The organism is Duganella alba (genome assembly GCF_009674495.1).
In the GTDB taxonomy this organism is placed as follows: Bacteria; Pseudomonadota; Gammaproteobacteria; order Burkholderiales; family Burkholderiaceae_D; genus Rugamonas; species Rugamonas alba.
Map to the genome: position 1 here is coordinate 59471 of NZ_WKJN01000018.1, position 16262 is coordinate 75732.

The window sequence follows — 16262 nt, forward strand, 5'->3', positions numbered from 1 at the left end:
CATCCTCTGCCCATAGCTCAGTTGGATAGAGCACAAGCCTTCTAAGCTTGGGGTCGCTGGTTCGAACCCAGCTGGGCAGGCCAATCCTCAGCACGATACATTAAATCAATCACCGTCCGCGCGCAAAGTTGTTATAGTAATGATAGCTGCAGGCGCCCAGACAGCGCGCCACCGCGGCAGGCATTCTCACCTAATCCCGTGAGTATTTAATTTTTAAATACCAAGAGGTGAGAGCATGCAACCGAGAACCAACCACCAATTTGCCGATGCGCTGGAGCAGGGCGTTGTGATTGACGCGCTCTGTGGCGCGGCAACCGCATGGGCTTTCCTCGAAGCGCACGACGTGCCCAAGGAAATGATCTTCCGCGTCCTGTCATCGGCCAGCGTGCGACGACGGAGCGATACGCCTTCGCCCGACACCATCGAAAAGTGTCGCGCGCCCTGATTGCTATCGTGGTATTAGTTTAATTTGTGTTGATCTACGGCATTTTTTGAGGCATAGTGAGGGTCATGCATTCCGGTGCATCGAACCGCCGTCCATGCCTCAGACGGCCTGTTCATCGCCTGATTTCCCGTCCCCGCCCCGACTTCCGTGTATTTCATCGCTCCTAGCCCGCGAGCCTGGTTGTTAATCCAACTTTGCCCACACACAGGAGCGTCCCATGGACTCGTTCAAAAAATTAAAAATCGGTACCCAGCTCACGTTGGGCTTTGGCATGCTGACGGCGCTGATGCTGGTGCTGGCGGTGTTTTCGGTGGTGCGCGTGTCGGCGCTGTCGAAGGCCTTCAACGACGACAACCGCATCGCCTCGGAGAAGCTGGAGCCGCTGTACCTGGCGCGCGAGGCGCTGGCCCAGACCGGCCTAGCGGCGCGTAACGCCTATATCTTTACCGACGCCGCCGAAGCCAACAAGGAGCTCGACATCGTCGACGCCCAAAAGGCGATTTACCTGAAAGCCGTCGAGCAGATGGCGCCGGCTTACGCCAACGATCCGCAGTTCGCCAAGGTCAAGGAAGGCCTGCTGGCGATGGCAAACGAGCTCAAGCGCCCGCGCCAGTACCGCGATGCCGGTAAGATGGAGGAATATGGCCACTTCCTGGTCAATGAATGCAGCCCGTTGCGCCGCCGTATCGTGCAGGACATGGCCGTGCTGGTCACCTCCGCCCAGAAAGAATCGGAAGCCGCCACCGACACGGTGGAAGCCTACGCCAGCGGCGCGCAGCGCATGGTGACGGTGCTGGCGGTGGTGGCCTTCATCCTGAGCGTGGTGATTGCCGGCCTGATCAAGCGCGTGCTGCTGAAACAGCTGGGCGGCGAGCCGCTGTACGCGGCCGAAATCGCCAGCCGCATCGCCAAGGGCGACCTGTCCGTCAACGTGCGGGTGGCGGCCACCGACAAGGACAGCCTGCTGTTTGCCATCAAGAGCATGCGAGACAGCCTGGCTGGCATCGTCAGCGAGGTGCGCCATGGCACCGAATCCATCACCCATGCATCGACCGAGATCGCGGTCGGCAATCTGGACTTGTCGCAGCGGACCGAACAGCAGGCGCAATCGCTGGAACGCGTGGCGACGGCGATGGAAGAACTGACCTCGACCGTCAAGCAAAACGCCAGCAATGCGCAGCAGGCCAATCAATTGTCGCAATCGGCGTCGGAGGTGTCGGAGCAGGGCGGTGAAGTGATGCGCCAGGTAACCACGACCATGGAATCGATTAATGATTCGTCTAAAAAGATTGTCGATATTATTTCTGTTATCGATGGCATCGCATTCCAGACGAATATTCTGGCCTTGAATGCGGCAGTAGAGGCGGCGCGTGCCGGCGAACAAGGCCGTGGTTTTGCCGTGGTGGCCAGCGAGGTGCGCGTTTTGGCCCAGCGTGCAGCACAGGCGGCTAAGGAAATTAAAGTGTTGATTGATGATTCGGTGGTAAAAGTCGGCAGTGGTTCGGAACTGGTTGAAAAAGCCGGCGTCACCATGCATGAAGTCGTTGCCAGCGTGCGCAAGGTCACCGAGATTATGGCTGAGATTAGTAATGCCAGTCAGGAGCAGTGTATTGGCATTCAGGATGTCAGCCAGGCACTTGGTCAAATGGATGGCATGACCCAGCAGAATACCGCATTGGTGGAAGAGGCTAGTGCGGCGGCGGAAGAATTGAAAGAACAGGCTGCGCATTTAAGCGAAGTCGTCGGCCAGTTTAAACTGGATGCATCGACCGCGACGATCGCTGATTTACCGAGAAAATCTGGTTCACATAATATCCCGCGCGGTCGTCCTAACCTGCGGGTTGCAAACGGCTGATTAAAACAGGGCGCACGGACAGCCTGTCCGTGCGCCTTTTTGCCGCGCCGCCATGCTAAAAATTAGCGCGATGACACTGATATCTGGCATACTCTGAGAGACTTTTCCCAGAGGAGCGCCGCAATGACCATCGATAGCATCGCCTTCACGCCCGTCGCCGCCCTGGCCGGCGGGGTGCTGATCGGTTTGGCTGCTGCATTATTCGCCGTATTCAATGGCCGTATTGCCGGCATCAGCGGCATACTCGGCGGCCTGATTAAACCGCGTCGTGGCGATATAGGCTGGCGTGTCGCATTTATTGCCGGCCTGGTTGTGGCGCCTATTGCATGTGCTTTGGTCTGGATGCGTCCGGATATTCAAGTTGATGCTGATCCGTTTATTTTAATTGTTGCCGGATTAATCGTTGGATTTGGTACCAGAATGGGTTCCGGCTGCACCAGCGGTCATGGCGTCTGTGGAATAGCGCGGCTTTCGCCTCGCTCGCTGATTGCCACGCTGACTTTCATGGCGCTGGGATTTCTAACCGTATTTGTGGTACGCCATTTATGATGATTATTTCATTTCTGGCTGGTCTGATATTCGGTATCGGCCTTATTATTTCCGGCATGGCGAATCCCGCCAAGGTATTGGCGTTTCTGGATTTGGCGGGCAATTGGGACCCGTCGCTGATATTCGTTATGGCAGGCGCGGTTGGCGTTGGTTTCTTTGCTTTTCTTTGGGCCAGGTCCCGTAAAACCACGCTGTTGGGCGGTGCAATGAAATTACCCGTCGTCACCCGCATTGATCGCCGCCTGATAATCGGCGCCGTCATGTTCGGCATAGGCTGGGGACTGGCGGGATTTTGTCCGGGACCGGCCTTGGTCGGCCTGGGAATGGGCGTGCCGAAAGCCATACTGTTCGTTCTGGCCATGCTGGCGGGCATGGGGCTGTACGAATTGTTCGAGCGCCGTCGCGGTGGATAACTTTTTACTGCGCGAAAATTACGCAGCAAACTTTTGTCCTTTGAAAACAAGCACTTGTTTGTCGGCGCGCCAGCTTGTTAACAGCCTTATCCACAGAATTTGTTAACAACCGGCAGGCAGGGCGTCGATCAGTGCCCGCACGGCCGCCGACATGCGCCGGTGCGGTGGATAAATCAGCGAAAACGGCTTGCTGCGTCCCCGCAGCGCCGGCAGCACTTCCACCAGCTGACCGTTGCGCAACCGCTCCTCCGCCACGAAGTGATAGGTCTGGCAGATGCCCAGCCCTTGTTGCGCCAGCGACACCACGCCCAGCACGTCGTCCGCCACCTGCATGCGCGGGACGGGCAGCCAATCGACGTCTTCGCCATCCACCCGGAACAGCCACGGCGCCAGACGGCCGGTGCTCGGCATGATGAAGGGCAGGCAGGCGTGGTCCGCCAGCTCGTGCAGCGTTTGCGGCATGCCGGCGCGGTGCAGGTAGTCGGGTGAGGCCACCAGGCAGACCGCCTCGTCGCCGAGCCGCTTGGCGGCAAGGCCGCTGTCGGCCAGCTCCCCGAGCCGGATTGCCATGTCGTAGCCCTCGGCCACCAGATCGACATTCCGGTTATTGATGCTCAGTTCGATGCCAACCTGCGGGTGCCGCTCCATGAAGCTCCGCAGCATGGCCGGCAGGCGGTAGTGGCCGTAGGTGGTCGGCACGCTGATGCGCACCTTGCCCGACAGCGCGCCGCCCTGGCCCTGGATGGCGCGCTCGGCGTCGGCGATCAGGCCGAAAGCGCTGCGCGCCTGCTCCAGATACAGATTGCCCGCTTCCGTCACGCTGAGCCGGCGCGTGGTGCGCCGCATCAGCTGCACGCCCAGCCGCGCCTCCAGCCGGGCCACGGCGCGGCTCAACACCGACGGCGTGGTGCCGAGCGCCACCGCCGCCGCGCTGATCGTGCCCTTGTCGACGATGGTGACAAACGCTTCCAGGTCCGCCATATGATCGAATTGCCGTGCCATTCACACCTTTCGAGAACAAATGATTTGATTTTCAGCGTATTTAAACATGACTGAGGCATGAATACACTGGCGGGACTGAAAAACAAAGGAACTGATCATGGAAAACATTCTTCGCAACGCCATTGCCGCCGCCGTGCTGGGCCTGAACGCGGTTGCCGCCCACAGCGCCAACGTGCTGGTCGTGCTGTCCGATGAATCCCAGCTGGCCCTGCGTGACAACCGCACCTTCGACACCGGTTTTTACGCCAATGAACTGATGCAGCCGGTCAAAAGGCTGCTGGATGCCGGCCATACCGTCACCTTCGCCACGCCGCTGGGCAAGGCGCCGACCGTCGACCGTGGCTCGATCGACAAAATGTACTTCGGCAATGACGAAGCCGCCATGCGGCAACATCTGGCGCTGCTCGACAAGCTGCAACTGACCTCGGCCGCGCACTCGCCGGTGATCAGCCTGGCGCGCGTGGAGCAGGCCGGCTACGACCGCTACGATGCCATCTACATCCCCGGCGGTCACGCGCCGATGCAGGATTTGTTGTACAGCGCGCCGCTGGGTCGCGTGCTGGCCGCCTTCCACCAGCAAGGCAAGCCGACCGCGCTGGTCTGCCACGGTCCGATCGCGTTGCTGTCGACGCTGGATGCGCCACGGCAGCTGACCCTGCCGCTGGAAAGCGGCGGCCAGGCCGGCAGGGCGCCCGCCTGGATCTACGCCGGCTACAGGATGACGGTCATCAGCAATAACGAAGAGGAGGCGGCGAAGGGGATGTTGAAGGGCGGCGTCATGAAGTTCACGCCGCAAACCGCGCTGGAAAGTGCCGGCGGCGTCTACAGCAGTGGCGCCAACTGGCAATCCTATGTGGTGAAGGACCGTGAACTGATCACGGGCCAGAATCCGGCGTCGGCCAATGCGGTGGCCGACGAGCTGCTGGCGCGGCTGAAGCGCTGATCAGCCGAACATCGGCGTGAAGATCTTCCGGTGCAAAGGGCTGATTTCCTTGCGCCACAGCCGTGGCGCCAGCGGATCGGGCACGAAAGCCTGCGATTTGTAGAAACTGTCCGTGCCTTCGGCCGCTTCCAGCAGCAGGCGCTGGGTGCCCCGGCCGAGGCAGTATTGTTCGATGCGCTGGATCAGCCAGTGGCCGATGCCCCGGCCGCGGTACTGGCTCAACACCATCAGGTCCGACACAAAGCAGAACATCGGCGGCGCGATCTCCAGCCGGGCGATGCCGACCTGCTTGTTCTTCAGTTCCACCGACACCCACTGCACCACGCCGCGCGCATCGTGCGCGGCTTTTTGCGGCACTGCGCCCTTGAGGCCGGCGTCTTTCCGAAAAGTCAACAAGGCTTTCGGCGTGGGCGGCGCTTTCATCGGGCGAAATTGCAGATCGAGATTCATGTACGTGTTTCAATTAGGTGATGCTCTTAGATTAATGCCCGCGCGCTTGCCGCGCAACCCCCGATTTGTATAAATTGTTTCGCAGGAGACATATGCGACAATGGGGCATGAGCGACCGATACTTCTACGAACCGGCACAGGGCCACGGCCTGCCGCATGATCCCTTCAACGCCATCGTCGGCCCGCGCCCGATCGGCTGGATCTCGACCCGCGCCGCCAGCGGCAACCTGAACCTGGCGCCGTACAGCTTCTTCAACGCCTTCAACTACACGCCGCCGCTGATCGGCTTTGCCAGCATCGGCCGCAAGGACACGCTGCGCAACATCGAGGCAACCGGGGAATTTGTATGGAACCTGGCGACCCGGCCGCTGGCCGAGGCGATGAACGCCAGCTGCGCCGCCGCGCCGCCGGACATCGACGAGTTCCAGCTGGCCGGCCTGACGCCGGTCACCTCCAACATCGTGGCGGTGCCGCGCGTGGCGGAAAGCCCGGTATCGTTTGAATGCAAGGTAAGCCAGATCATCCGCCTGCAGGGCGCGTCCGGCGCCGAAACCAACACCTGGCTGACCATCGGGGAAGTGGTGGGCGTGCATATCGCGCGCGAGCTGCTGCGCGACGGCATCTATGATACGGCCGGCTCGCGCGCCATCCTGCGTGGCGGCGGCCCGGCCGACTACTTTGAAATCACGCCGGACAGCCTGTTCCAGATGAAACGGCCCAGCTATCCGTAAGCGCGATCAGTAGGTGTAGAACATGCGTTGAATCTGCTTGCTGTCGCTGGTCCTGGTCAGCGCCAGCATCAGCAGGATGCGGGCTTTCTGCGGATTCAGCGTGTCGGAGGCAACAAAGTCCAGTTCGTCGTCGTTGGCTTCGCCGTTGCGCGCCACGATGCCCTGGCCGACGCGGCTGGCACGCACGATCAGCACGCCTTGCTTGCGGGCCGCCACCAGGCCGGTCTTGACCGATGCCGCCAGGCTGCCGTCGCCGACGCCGGCGTGGATGATGCCCTTGGCGCCGGCGGCCACCAGCGCGTTTAGTGCAACTGGGTTAACATTGGCGTAGCCGTACACGATGTCGACCTGCGGCAGGGTGTCGAGCTTGCTGATGTCGAACTCGGTGTCGGCCGTGTTTTTGCGGGATGACACGTGGTAGAAGTACGGCTTGTTGCCCTGGATGTAACCCAGCATGCCCAGTTCCGGCGTCTTGAAGCTGTCCGGCGTCGAGGTGTTGGTCTTGGTGACGTCGCGCGCGGCGTGGATCTGGTCGTTCATGGCGACCAGCACGCCCTTGCCGACGGCTTCCTGGCTGGCGGCCAGCAGCACGGCGTTGTACAGGTTGATCGGACCGTCGGCCGACAGCGCGGTGCCCGGACGCATGGCGCCCACCAGCACCACCGGCTTTTTGCTCTTGACGGTCAGGTCCAGGAAGTAGGCGGTTTCTTCCAGCGTGTCGGTGCCGTGGGTGATGACGATGCCATCCACGTCCGGCTGCGCCAGCAGGGCGTTGACGCGCTTGGCCAGTGTCAGCCAGTGCTCGTTGCTCATGTTTTCGCTGGCGATCTGGAACACCTGCTCGCCCTTGACGTCGGCGACCTTGGCCAGTTCCGGCACGGCCGCGATCAGGCTGTTCACGCCGACGGTGGCGGCGGTGTAGCCGACGGTGGTGGTGCTGGAGGCGCCGCTGCCGGCAATGGTGCCGCCGGTGGCCAGAATGGTCACGTGGGCCAGCTTTTCAGCTGCCTCGGCATATGAAGTGAGCAACATTGCACAGGCCAGCACGGCGTTGAGCCAGCGGGCGGAAGGTTTGTAGGACATGAAGTCTCCTGATCTCGCGGTAAAGCTTGGGATAGTAACAAAACCCCTGCATGTCAACAACGTGGGGTGTTGCTGCGTTAAGGCAGGATGGCAGGAACAATATAAAAGAGAAAATATATGAGATTGGCTATCACGATGGCATTGATGCTGGTGCTGGCGGCTTGTGGCAAGACGGCGGCACAAAAGCAGCAGGAAGACGCGGCAACGCTGACCACGCTGGGTGAAAAGTATGTGAAGGAAAAAATCCTGGAGCCGAACCAGGCCCAGTTCCGCAACCAGTTCATCGGCAAGGGCGGCGCGCCATGCGGCGAAGTCAACGCCAAGGATGCGTTTGGCGGTTACATCGGCTATCAGCGCTATATTTCGGTGGCGCGCGACCTGACCTTGCTGGCGCAGGATGTGTCGCCGGCCGAATTCGAGGCGCAGTGGCAGCAACTGTGCAAATAAGGCTTGGCGGCCTTGCTGAAGGGTAGGCAGCCAGCCCGCCCGATTAGCGCTATCATTGCCGTACTTTATCGCGAGGATACGGCATGGAACAGCAATCCGGGGCAGGCCACAACACCGCCCCACACTTGGCGTCGTCCGACATCGGCAACCGCCGTCACCAGATTTTCCCGACCCTGAGCGAAGAGCAGTTCGACGTGCTGCTGCGCTACGGCGAACGCCAGCGCTTCGCCGCCGGCACCGTGCTGTTCCGCCAGGGCGACCGCCATATCTCCATGTATGTGATCATTTCCGGCTCGATCGAGGTCGAGCGCGGTTCGGCGCTCGGCTCGACCATCATCGGCACGCACGGCCCCGGCATGTTCACCGGCGAGATGGGCGCCCTGGCCGGCCGCGCCGCCGTCGCCACCGCGCGCGTGGTGACCGACAGTGAGTTGATCGTCATCGACGAGGAATCGCTGCGCACGCTGGTCATCTCGGAAGCGGCATTGAGTGAAACCATCATGCGCGCCTTCATCCTGCGGCGCGTGGCCTACATGCAGGACCAGACCGGCGGCGTGGTGGTGTTTGGCGCGCGCGATTCGCAGCAGACGCTGGTGCTGCGCCACTTCCTCAACCGTAACGGCCAGCCGGCCGCCTACTTCGACACCAACATCGCAGCCGACGACGAAGCCCACAAGCTGATGACGCGCTTCGGCGTCACGGCCGACGATATTCCGGCCGTGGTCATGCTCAACGGCGAAGTGCTGCGCCGGCCGACGCTGCGCCAGCTGGCCGACGGCATCGGCATCAGCCCGGACCGCATCGACGGCCGCCTGTTCGACGTGGTGGTGGTCGGCGCCGGCCCGGCCGGCCTGGCCGCCGCCGTGTATGCGGCGTCGGAAGGCTTGAGCGTGGCGGTGCTGGATGCGAAGGCGCCCGGCGGCCAGGCCGGCTCCAGCTCCAAGATTGAAAATTACTTTGGCTTCCCGACCGGGATCACCGGCCAGGCGCTGGCGGGGCGCGGCCTGTCGCAGGCGCGCAAGTTCGGCGCCGAGGTGGCGGTGCCGGTCGCGGTCAGCGCCGTCAAGTGCGACAGCAGCGACTACGACATCGAGATCGACAGCGGCGAAAAGCTGCGTGCCCGCTCCATCGTGATCGCCAGCGGCGCGCGCTACCGCAAGCCGAATCTGCCGGAGCTGGAGCGCTTTGAAGGACGCGGCGTCTATTACAGCGCCTCGTTCATGGAAGCGAACTTCTGCGCCGATGAAGAAGTGGTGGTGGTCGGCGGCGGCAACTCCGCCGGGCAGGCGGCGGTGTTCCTGTCGGCGCACGCCAAGCATGTGCACATCGTGGTGCGCTCGGGCGGGCTGGCGGCCAGCATGTCGCGCTATCTGATCCAGCGTATCGAAGCGTCGCCGAAGATCACGCTGCACACGCACAAGCAGATTGTCGAACTGCGCGGCACGGACCGGCTGGAAAGCATCTGCTGGCAAAGCGCCGGCGGCGAACCGCGCGAGGCGCCGGCGCGCCATCTGTTCCTGTTCCTCGGCGCGGAGCCCAGCACCGCGTGGCTGAACGACTGCGTGCTGTTGGACGACAAGAACTTCGTGCTCACGGGGCCGGACGTGCCGGCGGAACGCTGGCCGCTGGAACGCCAGCGCCACTTCCTGGAGACCAGCCGGCCGCGCATCTTCGCGGTGGGCGATGTGCGCAGCGGCTCGGTCAAGCGGGTGGCGGCGGCTGTCGGCGAAGGCTCGGCGGCGGTGGCCTCGCTGCACCAGGCCTTGGCTTCGGACCTGCTCTAAGGCTCGATACTGCTCAGCGGCTTGCTGTGGCGGTTGGCGCGGCGCACCGGCGGCTGCTGGCGCAACGGCCGCGCCAGCGCTTCCTTCGCGCGGTCGTAGCCGTACTGCCACTGGTCGTTCATGTGCTGGATGAAGATGTCGTGGCTCGGCGGCATTTGTAGCTCGATGCGGTTGCGCAGCCAGTCCAGCTTTTGCTGCATCTGCTGCTTTTCCAGCACCACCGAAACATCCGATGAATCGATGCGCATGTCGGCCAGGTGGCTGTTGGCGTAACGCAGGCGCGCATTGCCGTCCACGCCCAGCACCGAGCGCCAGGCGGGAATCGAAAACACCTGGTCGAACGCTTCCTTGAATTCCATGATCACTTCCTGGCCGAGCGCGCGGGCGATTTCGACCGGGAACAGGTCGACCACGCCGCCGATGTATTCCTCGCCGCGATACTGCGCGCAGCGGAAGTAGATCATGTCGGCGATGGAGATGCGGGCGGCGTCGGTGACCGGCACGCTGGTATCGGTCAGCAGTTCGCGCGCGACGGCGTGTTCGCCCCAGCGCGGATCGCCGAGCGGCGAGTCCATGTCTTTCAGCGCCGCTGCGGCGCGCTGGTTGCAGAACACCGTCTCCGCAAACAGCTTGCGCTGGCCGCGCGGCTGGCCGACATCCGCAGGCGTGAACAGCAGCTTGCCGCCGAGGATGGCGACATCCACTTCCGGCGCGCCGCTGGCGGGCGGGAAGGGCAGTTGCGGCGGAATCTCGAACAGGTAATCGTTGAACAGGTCCGGGATGACTGGCGCGGCGGCGCTGGACAGCTTGCGCCTGGCGGCGCGCGCCAGGGTGCCGAGCAGCGCGGCATGTTCAGTGGCGCGCAGGCTGCACCAGAAGCGGTACATCTCCTCGGACGACAGCCAGGCGCGCTGCGCGGCGGGATCGGGCAGGTTATGAATGATGGCGGCGGCAATGGCCCCGCCGCAGCTGGCCAGCAGCACATCCGGCGCCTTGCCGGCCTGCCGCAGGGCGGCATACATGCCGATGTAGATCCCGAAACGGAAACCACCACCTCCCAGTACCATGCAGCGTTTATATGGTTTATACGATTCATGCGTCATAGCCCGCAACCATACCACAGCAAAGTTTGATCTATTCGATATTGCACAGTCGTTTGGCTTGACGCGCTACAGTGCGAGGATAATCATTAACCTTATGGACGCAGCCAATACATCTACGGAAGACCTGCTGCGAACCTTGCTGGTTCGCACGGCTGTCATGCAAGCTAACAGCGAAGCGATATTAGGGGAGCTGAAAGCTTTGCGGGAAGGGCAGAGCGTGTTGCAGGAAGCGGTAGCCGCTTTGCAAATTGATGTTGCCGGCATTAAAGGCACAATGGCTCATTTTGCTACGCAAGCTGATGTCGAGAAGGTTCGGACCGAACTCTACAAGGCAATGGAAGCCCAAACATGGCGCTTGCTGGTCTGGATGACAGCGGTATGCTCCGGGCTTACCGCCGCCGTGTATTACATCGCCCGCAACGTTCACTGATCACAGCTGGTGTTCCAGCATGATGCGCAGGGTGGCCTGGGTTGGCGTCAGGCGCAGGCGGCGCATGGTGCCGGTGTTGTCGGTGTAGCTGTAGGTTTCACTGGCTTGCTGGTGCAGCAGGTTGGTGGCGGAAAAGCGCAGCTGCGTCTTCGCGTTCCATTTCCACAGGGCGTACAGGTCCAGTTCCCGTTTCGGGCTGGTGCCGGTCAGCACCTGCACGGACTGGCGCGCCGGGCCGGCGGCCTGGTAGTTCAGGTTGCCGCCGACGGTCAGCTGGGACCAGCGGTAGTCCAAGCCAAAGTTGGCGGTGGCCGGCGTCTGCGATTCCAGACGGTTGTCCGGCCCGGGCACATTGTCCACGCGCGACCAGTTGCGCGCCACGTTGGCGCGCACGTCCAGCGCCTTGGTCAGCGGCAGCTTGGCTTCCAGCTCGATGCCATGCGCGCTGGCGTTGCCGTCGTTGAACGGCGCTTCCACCCACACGCCATCCTGCTGGAACAACCGCGATTGCGTCACGTCGCGGATGCGCCGCAGATAGGTGCTGACGCTGACCAGCGCACCGCCGCCCAGATAGTGCTCATACGCCGCATCCAGCCCCCACGCCAGCTCCGGCCGCAGGTTCGGATTGCCCTGTTCATCCGGATTGGTCGGATTGTTGTTGTTATCGTTGGTGTAGCGGCGCGGCACCAGCTTCACCAGTTCCGGCGCCTTGTAGGTGCGGCTGACCGCCACCCGCACCACATCCTTGTTGGCCAGCTCGTAGCGCGATTGCAGCGAAGGACTCCACACTGCCGACGAACTATCCAGCGCATCTGGTGCGTTGGCGGCCACCGCGCGGCTGGCGGTGTCCAGCCGTTCGTGACGCAGGCCGAGATACAGCGAATAGCGCCTGGTGATCTGCCACTCATCCTGCACAAACACTGCCAGGCGATTGACGTTGGCCGTGTAGTCCGCGTTGTTGGCGCCGGTCTGCGCGCCGTCGCCGTTAAACAGCGTTTCGTTGCGGTCTTCGCTGCGCACCGCGTGGCTGGCGTCCCAGCCCAGCGCAATCGCATGGCTGTCACCGACCGGATGGCGATAGGTGCCGGTGCTGGTCACGCTGTTCTCCACCGGCCCGGAATCGACGTGGTGCCGCCCCAGCGGCTTGCCATCCGCATCCATGCCGTGGAAGTCGAAGGTGCCGGTGCGGCGGTTGCTGCTGGCGCCCAGCTTCATTTCCAGCTTGTCGCCGTTGGCCAGCGGGTGCGTCCAGTTCACATCGCTGCGCAGCATGACGAAGTTGGCGACGAAGTTGGCGGAGTTGTGCGGATACTCGCTATGCTCGCCCAGCAGCACTGTCTCGTCGGCGCGCGCCAGGTTGTCGACGCGGCGGACGTAGGCGAAGCTTTGCCAACTGAGCGTGTCGCCGTCGGCCAGTTTCCAGTTCAGGCGCGGCGTCAGCGTCAGGGCGTCGGTGCGGCCGGATTCCGTTTGCGGCGTGTAGCGCAGCAGCGTGGCGACGCCGGCCGGATCACGCTGCTCCTGCCATTCGGCGAATGGTTTTTCGCTGCGCTTGCGCGTCAGCGTGGCGGCGAGGCTGTAGGAATAAGCGTCGCTTTGGTCCGACAACTGCGCGCTCAAGGCCGGCGTGTTGACGCCGTGCTGGCGCGCCACGCTGGCGCTGATCGATCGCTGGCCGCGCGTTGCCGCTTTTTTCAGAATGATGTTGATGGCGCCGGCCACCGCATGGTTGCTGGTTTCCGCCGTGGCGCTGCGCAGGATCTCGATGCGCTCTATGGTCTCCGGTGCGATGGCGTCCAGCGAGAAGCCGGCGGGCACCGGCTCGCCGTTGAGCAGGATCTGCGTGTAGCCGTTGCCCAGGCCGCGCATCTGGATGGCGCCGCCTTGTCCCGGCGTGCCGGTGATGCTGACGCCGGGCAGGCGCTTGAGCACATCGGCCAGCGTCTGGTCGCCCTGGCGGATGATGTCCGCGTGGTTGATGACGATGGCGGTGGTGGTCTCGCGCTGGCGCTGGTCGCTGCGCGATCCGCTGATCTGGACTTGTTGCGGCTCCGGCGTTTCAGAAGCGCAGGCGCAAGCGGAGACCGCCAGCAGCAGGCTGCCGGTGATGCGTGGTACTGACATGGCTTATCCCTTCGAGGGTAGTTGCTGGCGGCGGACCTTGAGGGCGCGCGGTGTGGCGTAGGCGTCCAGGTTGGTGAGCATGGTGGCCGGGTCAACGAGTTGGCCGCTCCGCCGCACTTCGAGGTGCAGATGCGGGCCGGTGGCGAAGCCGCTCTGGCCGACGGCGCCGATCAGCTGGCCGGCTTGCACGTGCTGGCCTGGTTGGACGCTGACGCTGTTCAGATGCGCGTACAGCGAGCGTTGCGCGCCGTGGTCGATGATGACGGCGTTGCCGTAGCGACCGTCGTTTTCGGCCAACGGGCCGGCGGAGATCACTGTGCCGCTGGCGGTGGCGTGGACTGGCGTGCCTTTGGTCGCGGCGAAGTCGATGCCTTTGTGTGGCGTCGGCAGGATGCTGCGGGTGACGCCGAAGAAGCTGGTGACGCGGACTTTGTCGAGCGGTGCGCGCCAGGTTTCAGCGACCGTCGTTGCCGCTGGTGTTGCTGCGATAGTTGGTGCGGCCGGTGCCGGCACGCTGAAGGCCAGCGCCGGTTGCAGCAGCGCGCCGATGGCCAGGATGGCCGACAATGCGGCGGCGGTGAGCCAGGCGGCGGCGGTGCTCAGGGCCGGCAGGCCGTCCTTCTGCATCTGGCGGATGCGTGCGGCGATGGTGGCGCCGTTGAAGGCGGCCACGCCGGTTGGCGTGCGCGTGGTCCATTGCTGGAGCAGGGAGGCGGCGTATTGCTTCCGCTGGTGTTGCGGGCGGCCGGCGAGGACGTGCTGGTCGCAGCTCAGTTCCAGTGCCCATTCCATTTGCCGAGCCATCCAGCGCAGGGCGGGATTGAACCAGAAGAGCGTCTGCAAGGAGGCGGCGATGCCCAGGCACAGTGGGTCGCGGACGCGCCAGTGATGCAGTTCGTGGGCGATGATCATTTGCTGTTGCGTGGTGCTGAGGGCGTCCAGATGGGCGGGCAGCAGCAGGTGCGGGCGGCGGATGCCGATCAGCATGGGGGAGACGGCGGCGTCGGTGCGCAGGACGGTCAGCTTGTGCCTGGCGATTTCGCGTAGCTGGCTTGCGGTGAAAGCGCTGTGGCCTTGAAGTTCGATAGGCGTCAGGCGCCTGGAGGAGGCCAACAGGTCGCGCCACAGGCGATGGGCGCGCAGTTGCCTGGTGACGGCGCGGGCCAGGCCGGCGGCGTAAAGCAGCAGCCAGAGCGCGGCGAGGAGCGGCAGTGCGCGGCTGCCGGAATTGGCATGGCCAGTCGCCTGTGGCGCGGCGGCCGGCGCAGCGTTGGCGCGGGTCACGGCGCGTGCGGCGGCGATCTCGTTCGCGCGGGGAGCGGCGACCGCGTCGGCGGCATCGGCCTCCTGGCTGGCCGCAGCGACGGCGGGGCCGAGGTCAATTTGTGGTGTGAGGCTTATCTGGGCGCTGTGTGGCAGGAAGGCCAGGACAGCGGTGGTGGCGACTACGCATTGCGCTGCAAGCCAGACCGCACGTCGGGTCCGCAACGCCGGCCACAGGCGCGCGGCGCCGTTCAGCAGCAGCCAAGTGGCGATGCCGGCGGCCACACAGCCAACGCACGCCAGCAGCCACTGGAACGCCAACAGGTAAGCGCCCGCCATTATTCGCCGTCTGCCGGCCAGTCTTGCAGCATCTGCTCCAGCTGTGTCAGCTCCTGCTGGTCGACCAGCTTGCTGCCGGTGAACATGGCCACGGGCAGCGGCGCATCCATCTCCATCACGCGGCGGCCGAAATCGTGCGCGAAGGCGGCCAGGGTGCCGACTTTCTCCAGCCGCGCGCTGTAGACATTGATGCCGTGCACCGTCTGCATGCCGATCATCTGCTTTTCCAGCATCCGGTCCAGCGTCTTGCGGGTGGACGAAAACGACCAGCCCAACTCGTCGGCTGCGGCATCATGAATTTCGCGCGCGCTCAACGGCTGCTGTTTCCACAGCACTTTCAGCAACGTCAGCTCGCTGACGGAAGGAATCGTGACAGACATATTTACCCCTATGCGACTAATGGGATGATTATGCGACACATGTCGCAAATCCGTCAACCCATGATGCATATCAAATTAGGATATATCATTTTGTAACATTGCTTTGGATAAATTCTAAATATGTTACGATGAATCTTTTGCTAATTAGCAAGAAAGCACGGTCGTGCGCGACGGCACCAAGGGTAGCGCGGCGCGGGTAGCGGCATGAAACCGGCGGCGAGAAGCTGCATAGCGCTATACAATGCCTGTGGCCGCAGCTATCCCAGCCGCAGCCACCTGTGCATTGGAACCACATATGTATTACGGAGAGCGCTTCAACAGCATCACGCACACCGTCGGCGCTGCGCTGGCCGCCATTGGCGGCACATTGCTGATCGTCCAGGCGGCCCGCAGCGGCGATGCCTGGAAGGTCGTCAGTTGCAGCATCTACGCCGCCACCTTGCTGGCGCTGTACCTGACGTCGACGCTGTACCACAGCCTGCGCGGCCGCGCCAAGGACGTACTGCGGCAGATGGACTATTGCGCCATCTACCTGCTGATCGCCGGCAGTTACACGCCGTTCACGCTGGTCAGCCTGCGCGGCGCGTGGGGCTGGTCGCTGTTTGGCGTGGTGTGGGGACTGGCGCTGATCGGCATCGTGCAGGAGCTGCTGTTCGCCAAAGGCGCGCGCGTGCTCTCACTATTGATCTACGTGGCGATGGGCTGGGTGGGCGTGATCGGCGCCAGCCCGCTGATCGACGCGCTGGGCTGGAACGGATTTATGTGGCTGGCGGTTGGTGGCCTGGTGTACACCGTGGGCATCGCCTTCTTCGTCACCGACCACAAATGGCGCTACGGACACGGCGTCTGGCATTTGTTTGTACTGGGCGGCAGCGCATGCCATTTCGGCGCTGTCATGCTCTATGTGGCGTAAGGATGGAA

17 protein-coding genes and 1 tRNA gene are annotated in these 16262 nt (G+C 63.1%); 11 read left to right on the forward strand and 7 right to left on the reverse strand.

The window, feature by feature from the left end; all coding sequences use genetic code 11:
- The first annotated feature begins 6 nt into the window (after window positions 1-6).
- The 5 genes from GJ695_RS17985 (at window position 7) to GJ695_RS18005 (ending at window position 3262) form a co-directional block, all read left to right on the forward strand.
- A tRNA-Arg gene (locus GJ695_RS17985) sits at window positions 7-83 on the forward strand.
- Window positions 84-235: 152 nt separating this feature from the next.
- Window positions 236-445 carry a hypothetical protein gene (locus GJ695_RS17990; protein ID WP_154367104.1) on the forward strand — a complete coding sequence of 70 codons (210 nt, stop codon included), beginning with the start codon at window positions 236-238 and terminating at the stop codon, window positions 443-445.
- Window positions 446-662: 217 nt separating this feature from the next.
- Window positions 663-2300 (forward strand): methyl-accepting chemotaxis protein, encoded by a 1638-nt coding sequence (locus GJ695_RS17995; protein WP_154367106.1) that lies wholly within the window; start codon window positions 663-665, stop codon window positions 2298-2300.
- Between the two features lie 123 nt (window positions 2301-2423).
- Window positions 2424-2849: a YeeE/YedE family protein gene (locus GJ695_RS18000; protein WP_154367108.1), complete on the forward strand. Its 426-nt coding sequence runs from the start codon at window positions 2424-2426 to the stop codon at window positions 2847-2849.
- The gene (locus tag GJ695_RS18005) at window positions 2849-3262 is read left to right on the forward strand and encodes a DUF6691 family protein (RefSeq protein WP_154367218.1); all 414 of its coding nucleotides are present in this window, start codon (window positions 2849-2851) and stop codon (window positions 3260-3262) included. Before GJ695_RS18000 ends, GJ695_RS18005 begins: the two co-directional genes overlap by 1 nt.
- Window positions 3263-3364: 102 nt before the next feature.
- Here the strand turns inward: GJ695_RS18005 and GJ695_RS18010 are convergent, their stop codons facing one another.
- Window positions 3365-4264: a LysR family transcriptional regulator gene (locus GJ695_RS18010; protein ID WP_154367110.1), complete on the reverse strand. Its 900-nt coding sequence runs from the start codon at window positions 4262-4264 to the stop codon at window positions 3365-3367.
- 97 nt (window positions 4265-4361) lie between these two features.
- Between GJ695_RS18010 and GJ695_RS18015 the strand changes: the two genes are divergently transcribed.
- The gene (locus GJ695_RS18015; protein WP_154367112.1) at window positions 4362-5207 is read left to right on the forward strand and encodes a type 1 glutamine amidotransferase domain-containing protein; all 846 of its coding nucleotides are present in this window, start codon (window positions 4362-4364) and stop codon (window positions 5205-5207) included.
- Here the strand turns inward: GJ695_RS18015 and GJ695_RS18020 are convergent, their stop codons facing one another.
- Entirely contained in the window at window positions 5208-5657 is a 450-nt protein-coding gene (locus GJ695_RS18020; RefSeq protein WP_154367115.1) for a GNAT family N-acetyltransferase, read from the reverse strand.
- Window positions 5658-5764: 107 nt separating this feature from the next.
- On the opposite strand from GJ695_RS18020, the gene GJ695_RS18025 reads away from it, so the two are divergent.
- Complete coding sequence (locus GJ695_RS18025) at window positions 5765-6388, forward strand: flavin reductase family protein (protein ID WP_154367117.1); 624 nt, start codon at window positions 5765-5767, stop codon at window positions 6386-6388.
- A 6-nt stretch (window positions 6389-6394) separates the two neighbouring features.
- On the opposite strand, the gene GJ695_RS18030 is transcribed toward GJ695_RS18025, so the two are convergent.
- Window positions 6395-7420, reverse strand: a complete 1026-nt coding sequence (locus GJ695_RS18030) for a type II asparaginase (RefSeq protein ID WP_371866561.1) — start codon at window positions 7418-7420, stop codon at window positions 6395-6397.
- 168 nt (window positions 7421-7588) lie between these two features.
- On the opposite strand from GJ695_RS18030, the gene GJ695_RS18035 reads away from it, so the two are divergent.
- Entirely contained in the window at window positions 7589-7918 is a 330-nt protein-coding gene (locus tag GJ695_RS18035; protein ID WP_154367121.1) for a hypothetical protein, read from the forward strand.
- 83 nt (window positions 7919-8001) lie between these two features.
- Window positions 8002-9702: an FAD-dependent oxidoreductase gene (locus tag GJ695_RS18040; RefSeq protein ID WP_154367123.1), complete on the forward strand. Its 1701-nt coding sequence runs from the start codon at window positions 8002-8004 to the stop codon at window positions 9700-9702.
- On the opposite strand, the gene GJ695_RS18045 is transcribed toward GJ695_RS18040, so the two are convergent.
- Complete coding sequence (locus GJ695_RS18045; RefSeq protein WP_154367125.1) at window positions 9699-10769, reverse strand: patatin-like phospholipase family protein; 1071 nt, start codon at window positions 10767-10769, stop codon at window positions 9699-9701. The two genes, GJ695_RS18040 and GJ695_RS18045, sit on opposite strands and share 4 nt — an antisense overlap.
- 130 nt (window positions 10770-10899) lie before the next feature.
- Here GJ695_RS18045 and GJ695_RS18050 point away from each other — a divergent pair, with 130 nt between their 5' ends.
- The gene (locus GJ695_RS18050) at window positions 10900-11235 is read left to right on the forward strand and encodes a hypothetical protein (protein WP_154367127.1); all 336 of its coding nucleotides are present in this window, start codon (window positions 10900-10902) and stop codon (window positions 11233-11235) included.
- Here GJ695_RS18050 and GJ695_RS18055 read toward each other — a convergent pair whose 3' ends face one another.
- The 3 genes from GJ695_RS18055 to GJ695_RS18065 are packed head-to-tail and all read right to left on the reverse strand — an operon-like array spanning window position 11236 to window position 15341.
- Window positions 11236-13359: a TonB-dependent receptor plug domain-containing protein gene (locus tag GJ695_RS18055; protein WP_154367129.1), complete on the reverse strand. Its 2124-nt coding sequence runs from the start codon at window positions 13357-13359 to the stop codon at window positions 11236-11238.
- A gap of 3 nt (window positions 13360-13362) precedes the next feature.
- A complete protein-coding gene (locus GJ695_RS18060; RefSeq protein ID WP_154367131.1) occupies window positions 13363-14961 on the reverse strand; it encodes a M23/M56 family metallopeptidase in 1599 nt (532 codons plus the stop codon).
- On the reverse strand, window positions 14961-15341 hold the full coding sequence (locus GJ695_RS18065) for a BlaI/MecI/CopY family transcriptional regulator (RefSeq protein ID WP_154367133.1): 381 nt from the start codon (window positions 15339-15341) through the stop codon (window positions 14961-14963). Before GJ695_RS18065 ends, GJ695_RS18060 begins: the two co-directional genes overlap by 1 nt.
- A gap of 295 nt (window positions 15342-15636) precedes the next feature.
- Between GJ695_RS18065 and trhA the strand changes: the two genes are divergently transcribed.
- A complete protein-coding gene (trhA, locus tag GJ695_RS18070) occupies window positions 15637-16254 on the forward strand; it encodes a PAQR family membrane homeostasis protein TrhA (RefSeq protein WP_154359913.1) in 618 nt (205 codons plus the stop codon).
- Window positions 16255-16262 lie beyond the last annotated feature (8 nt).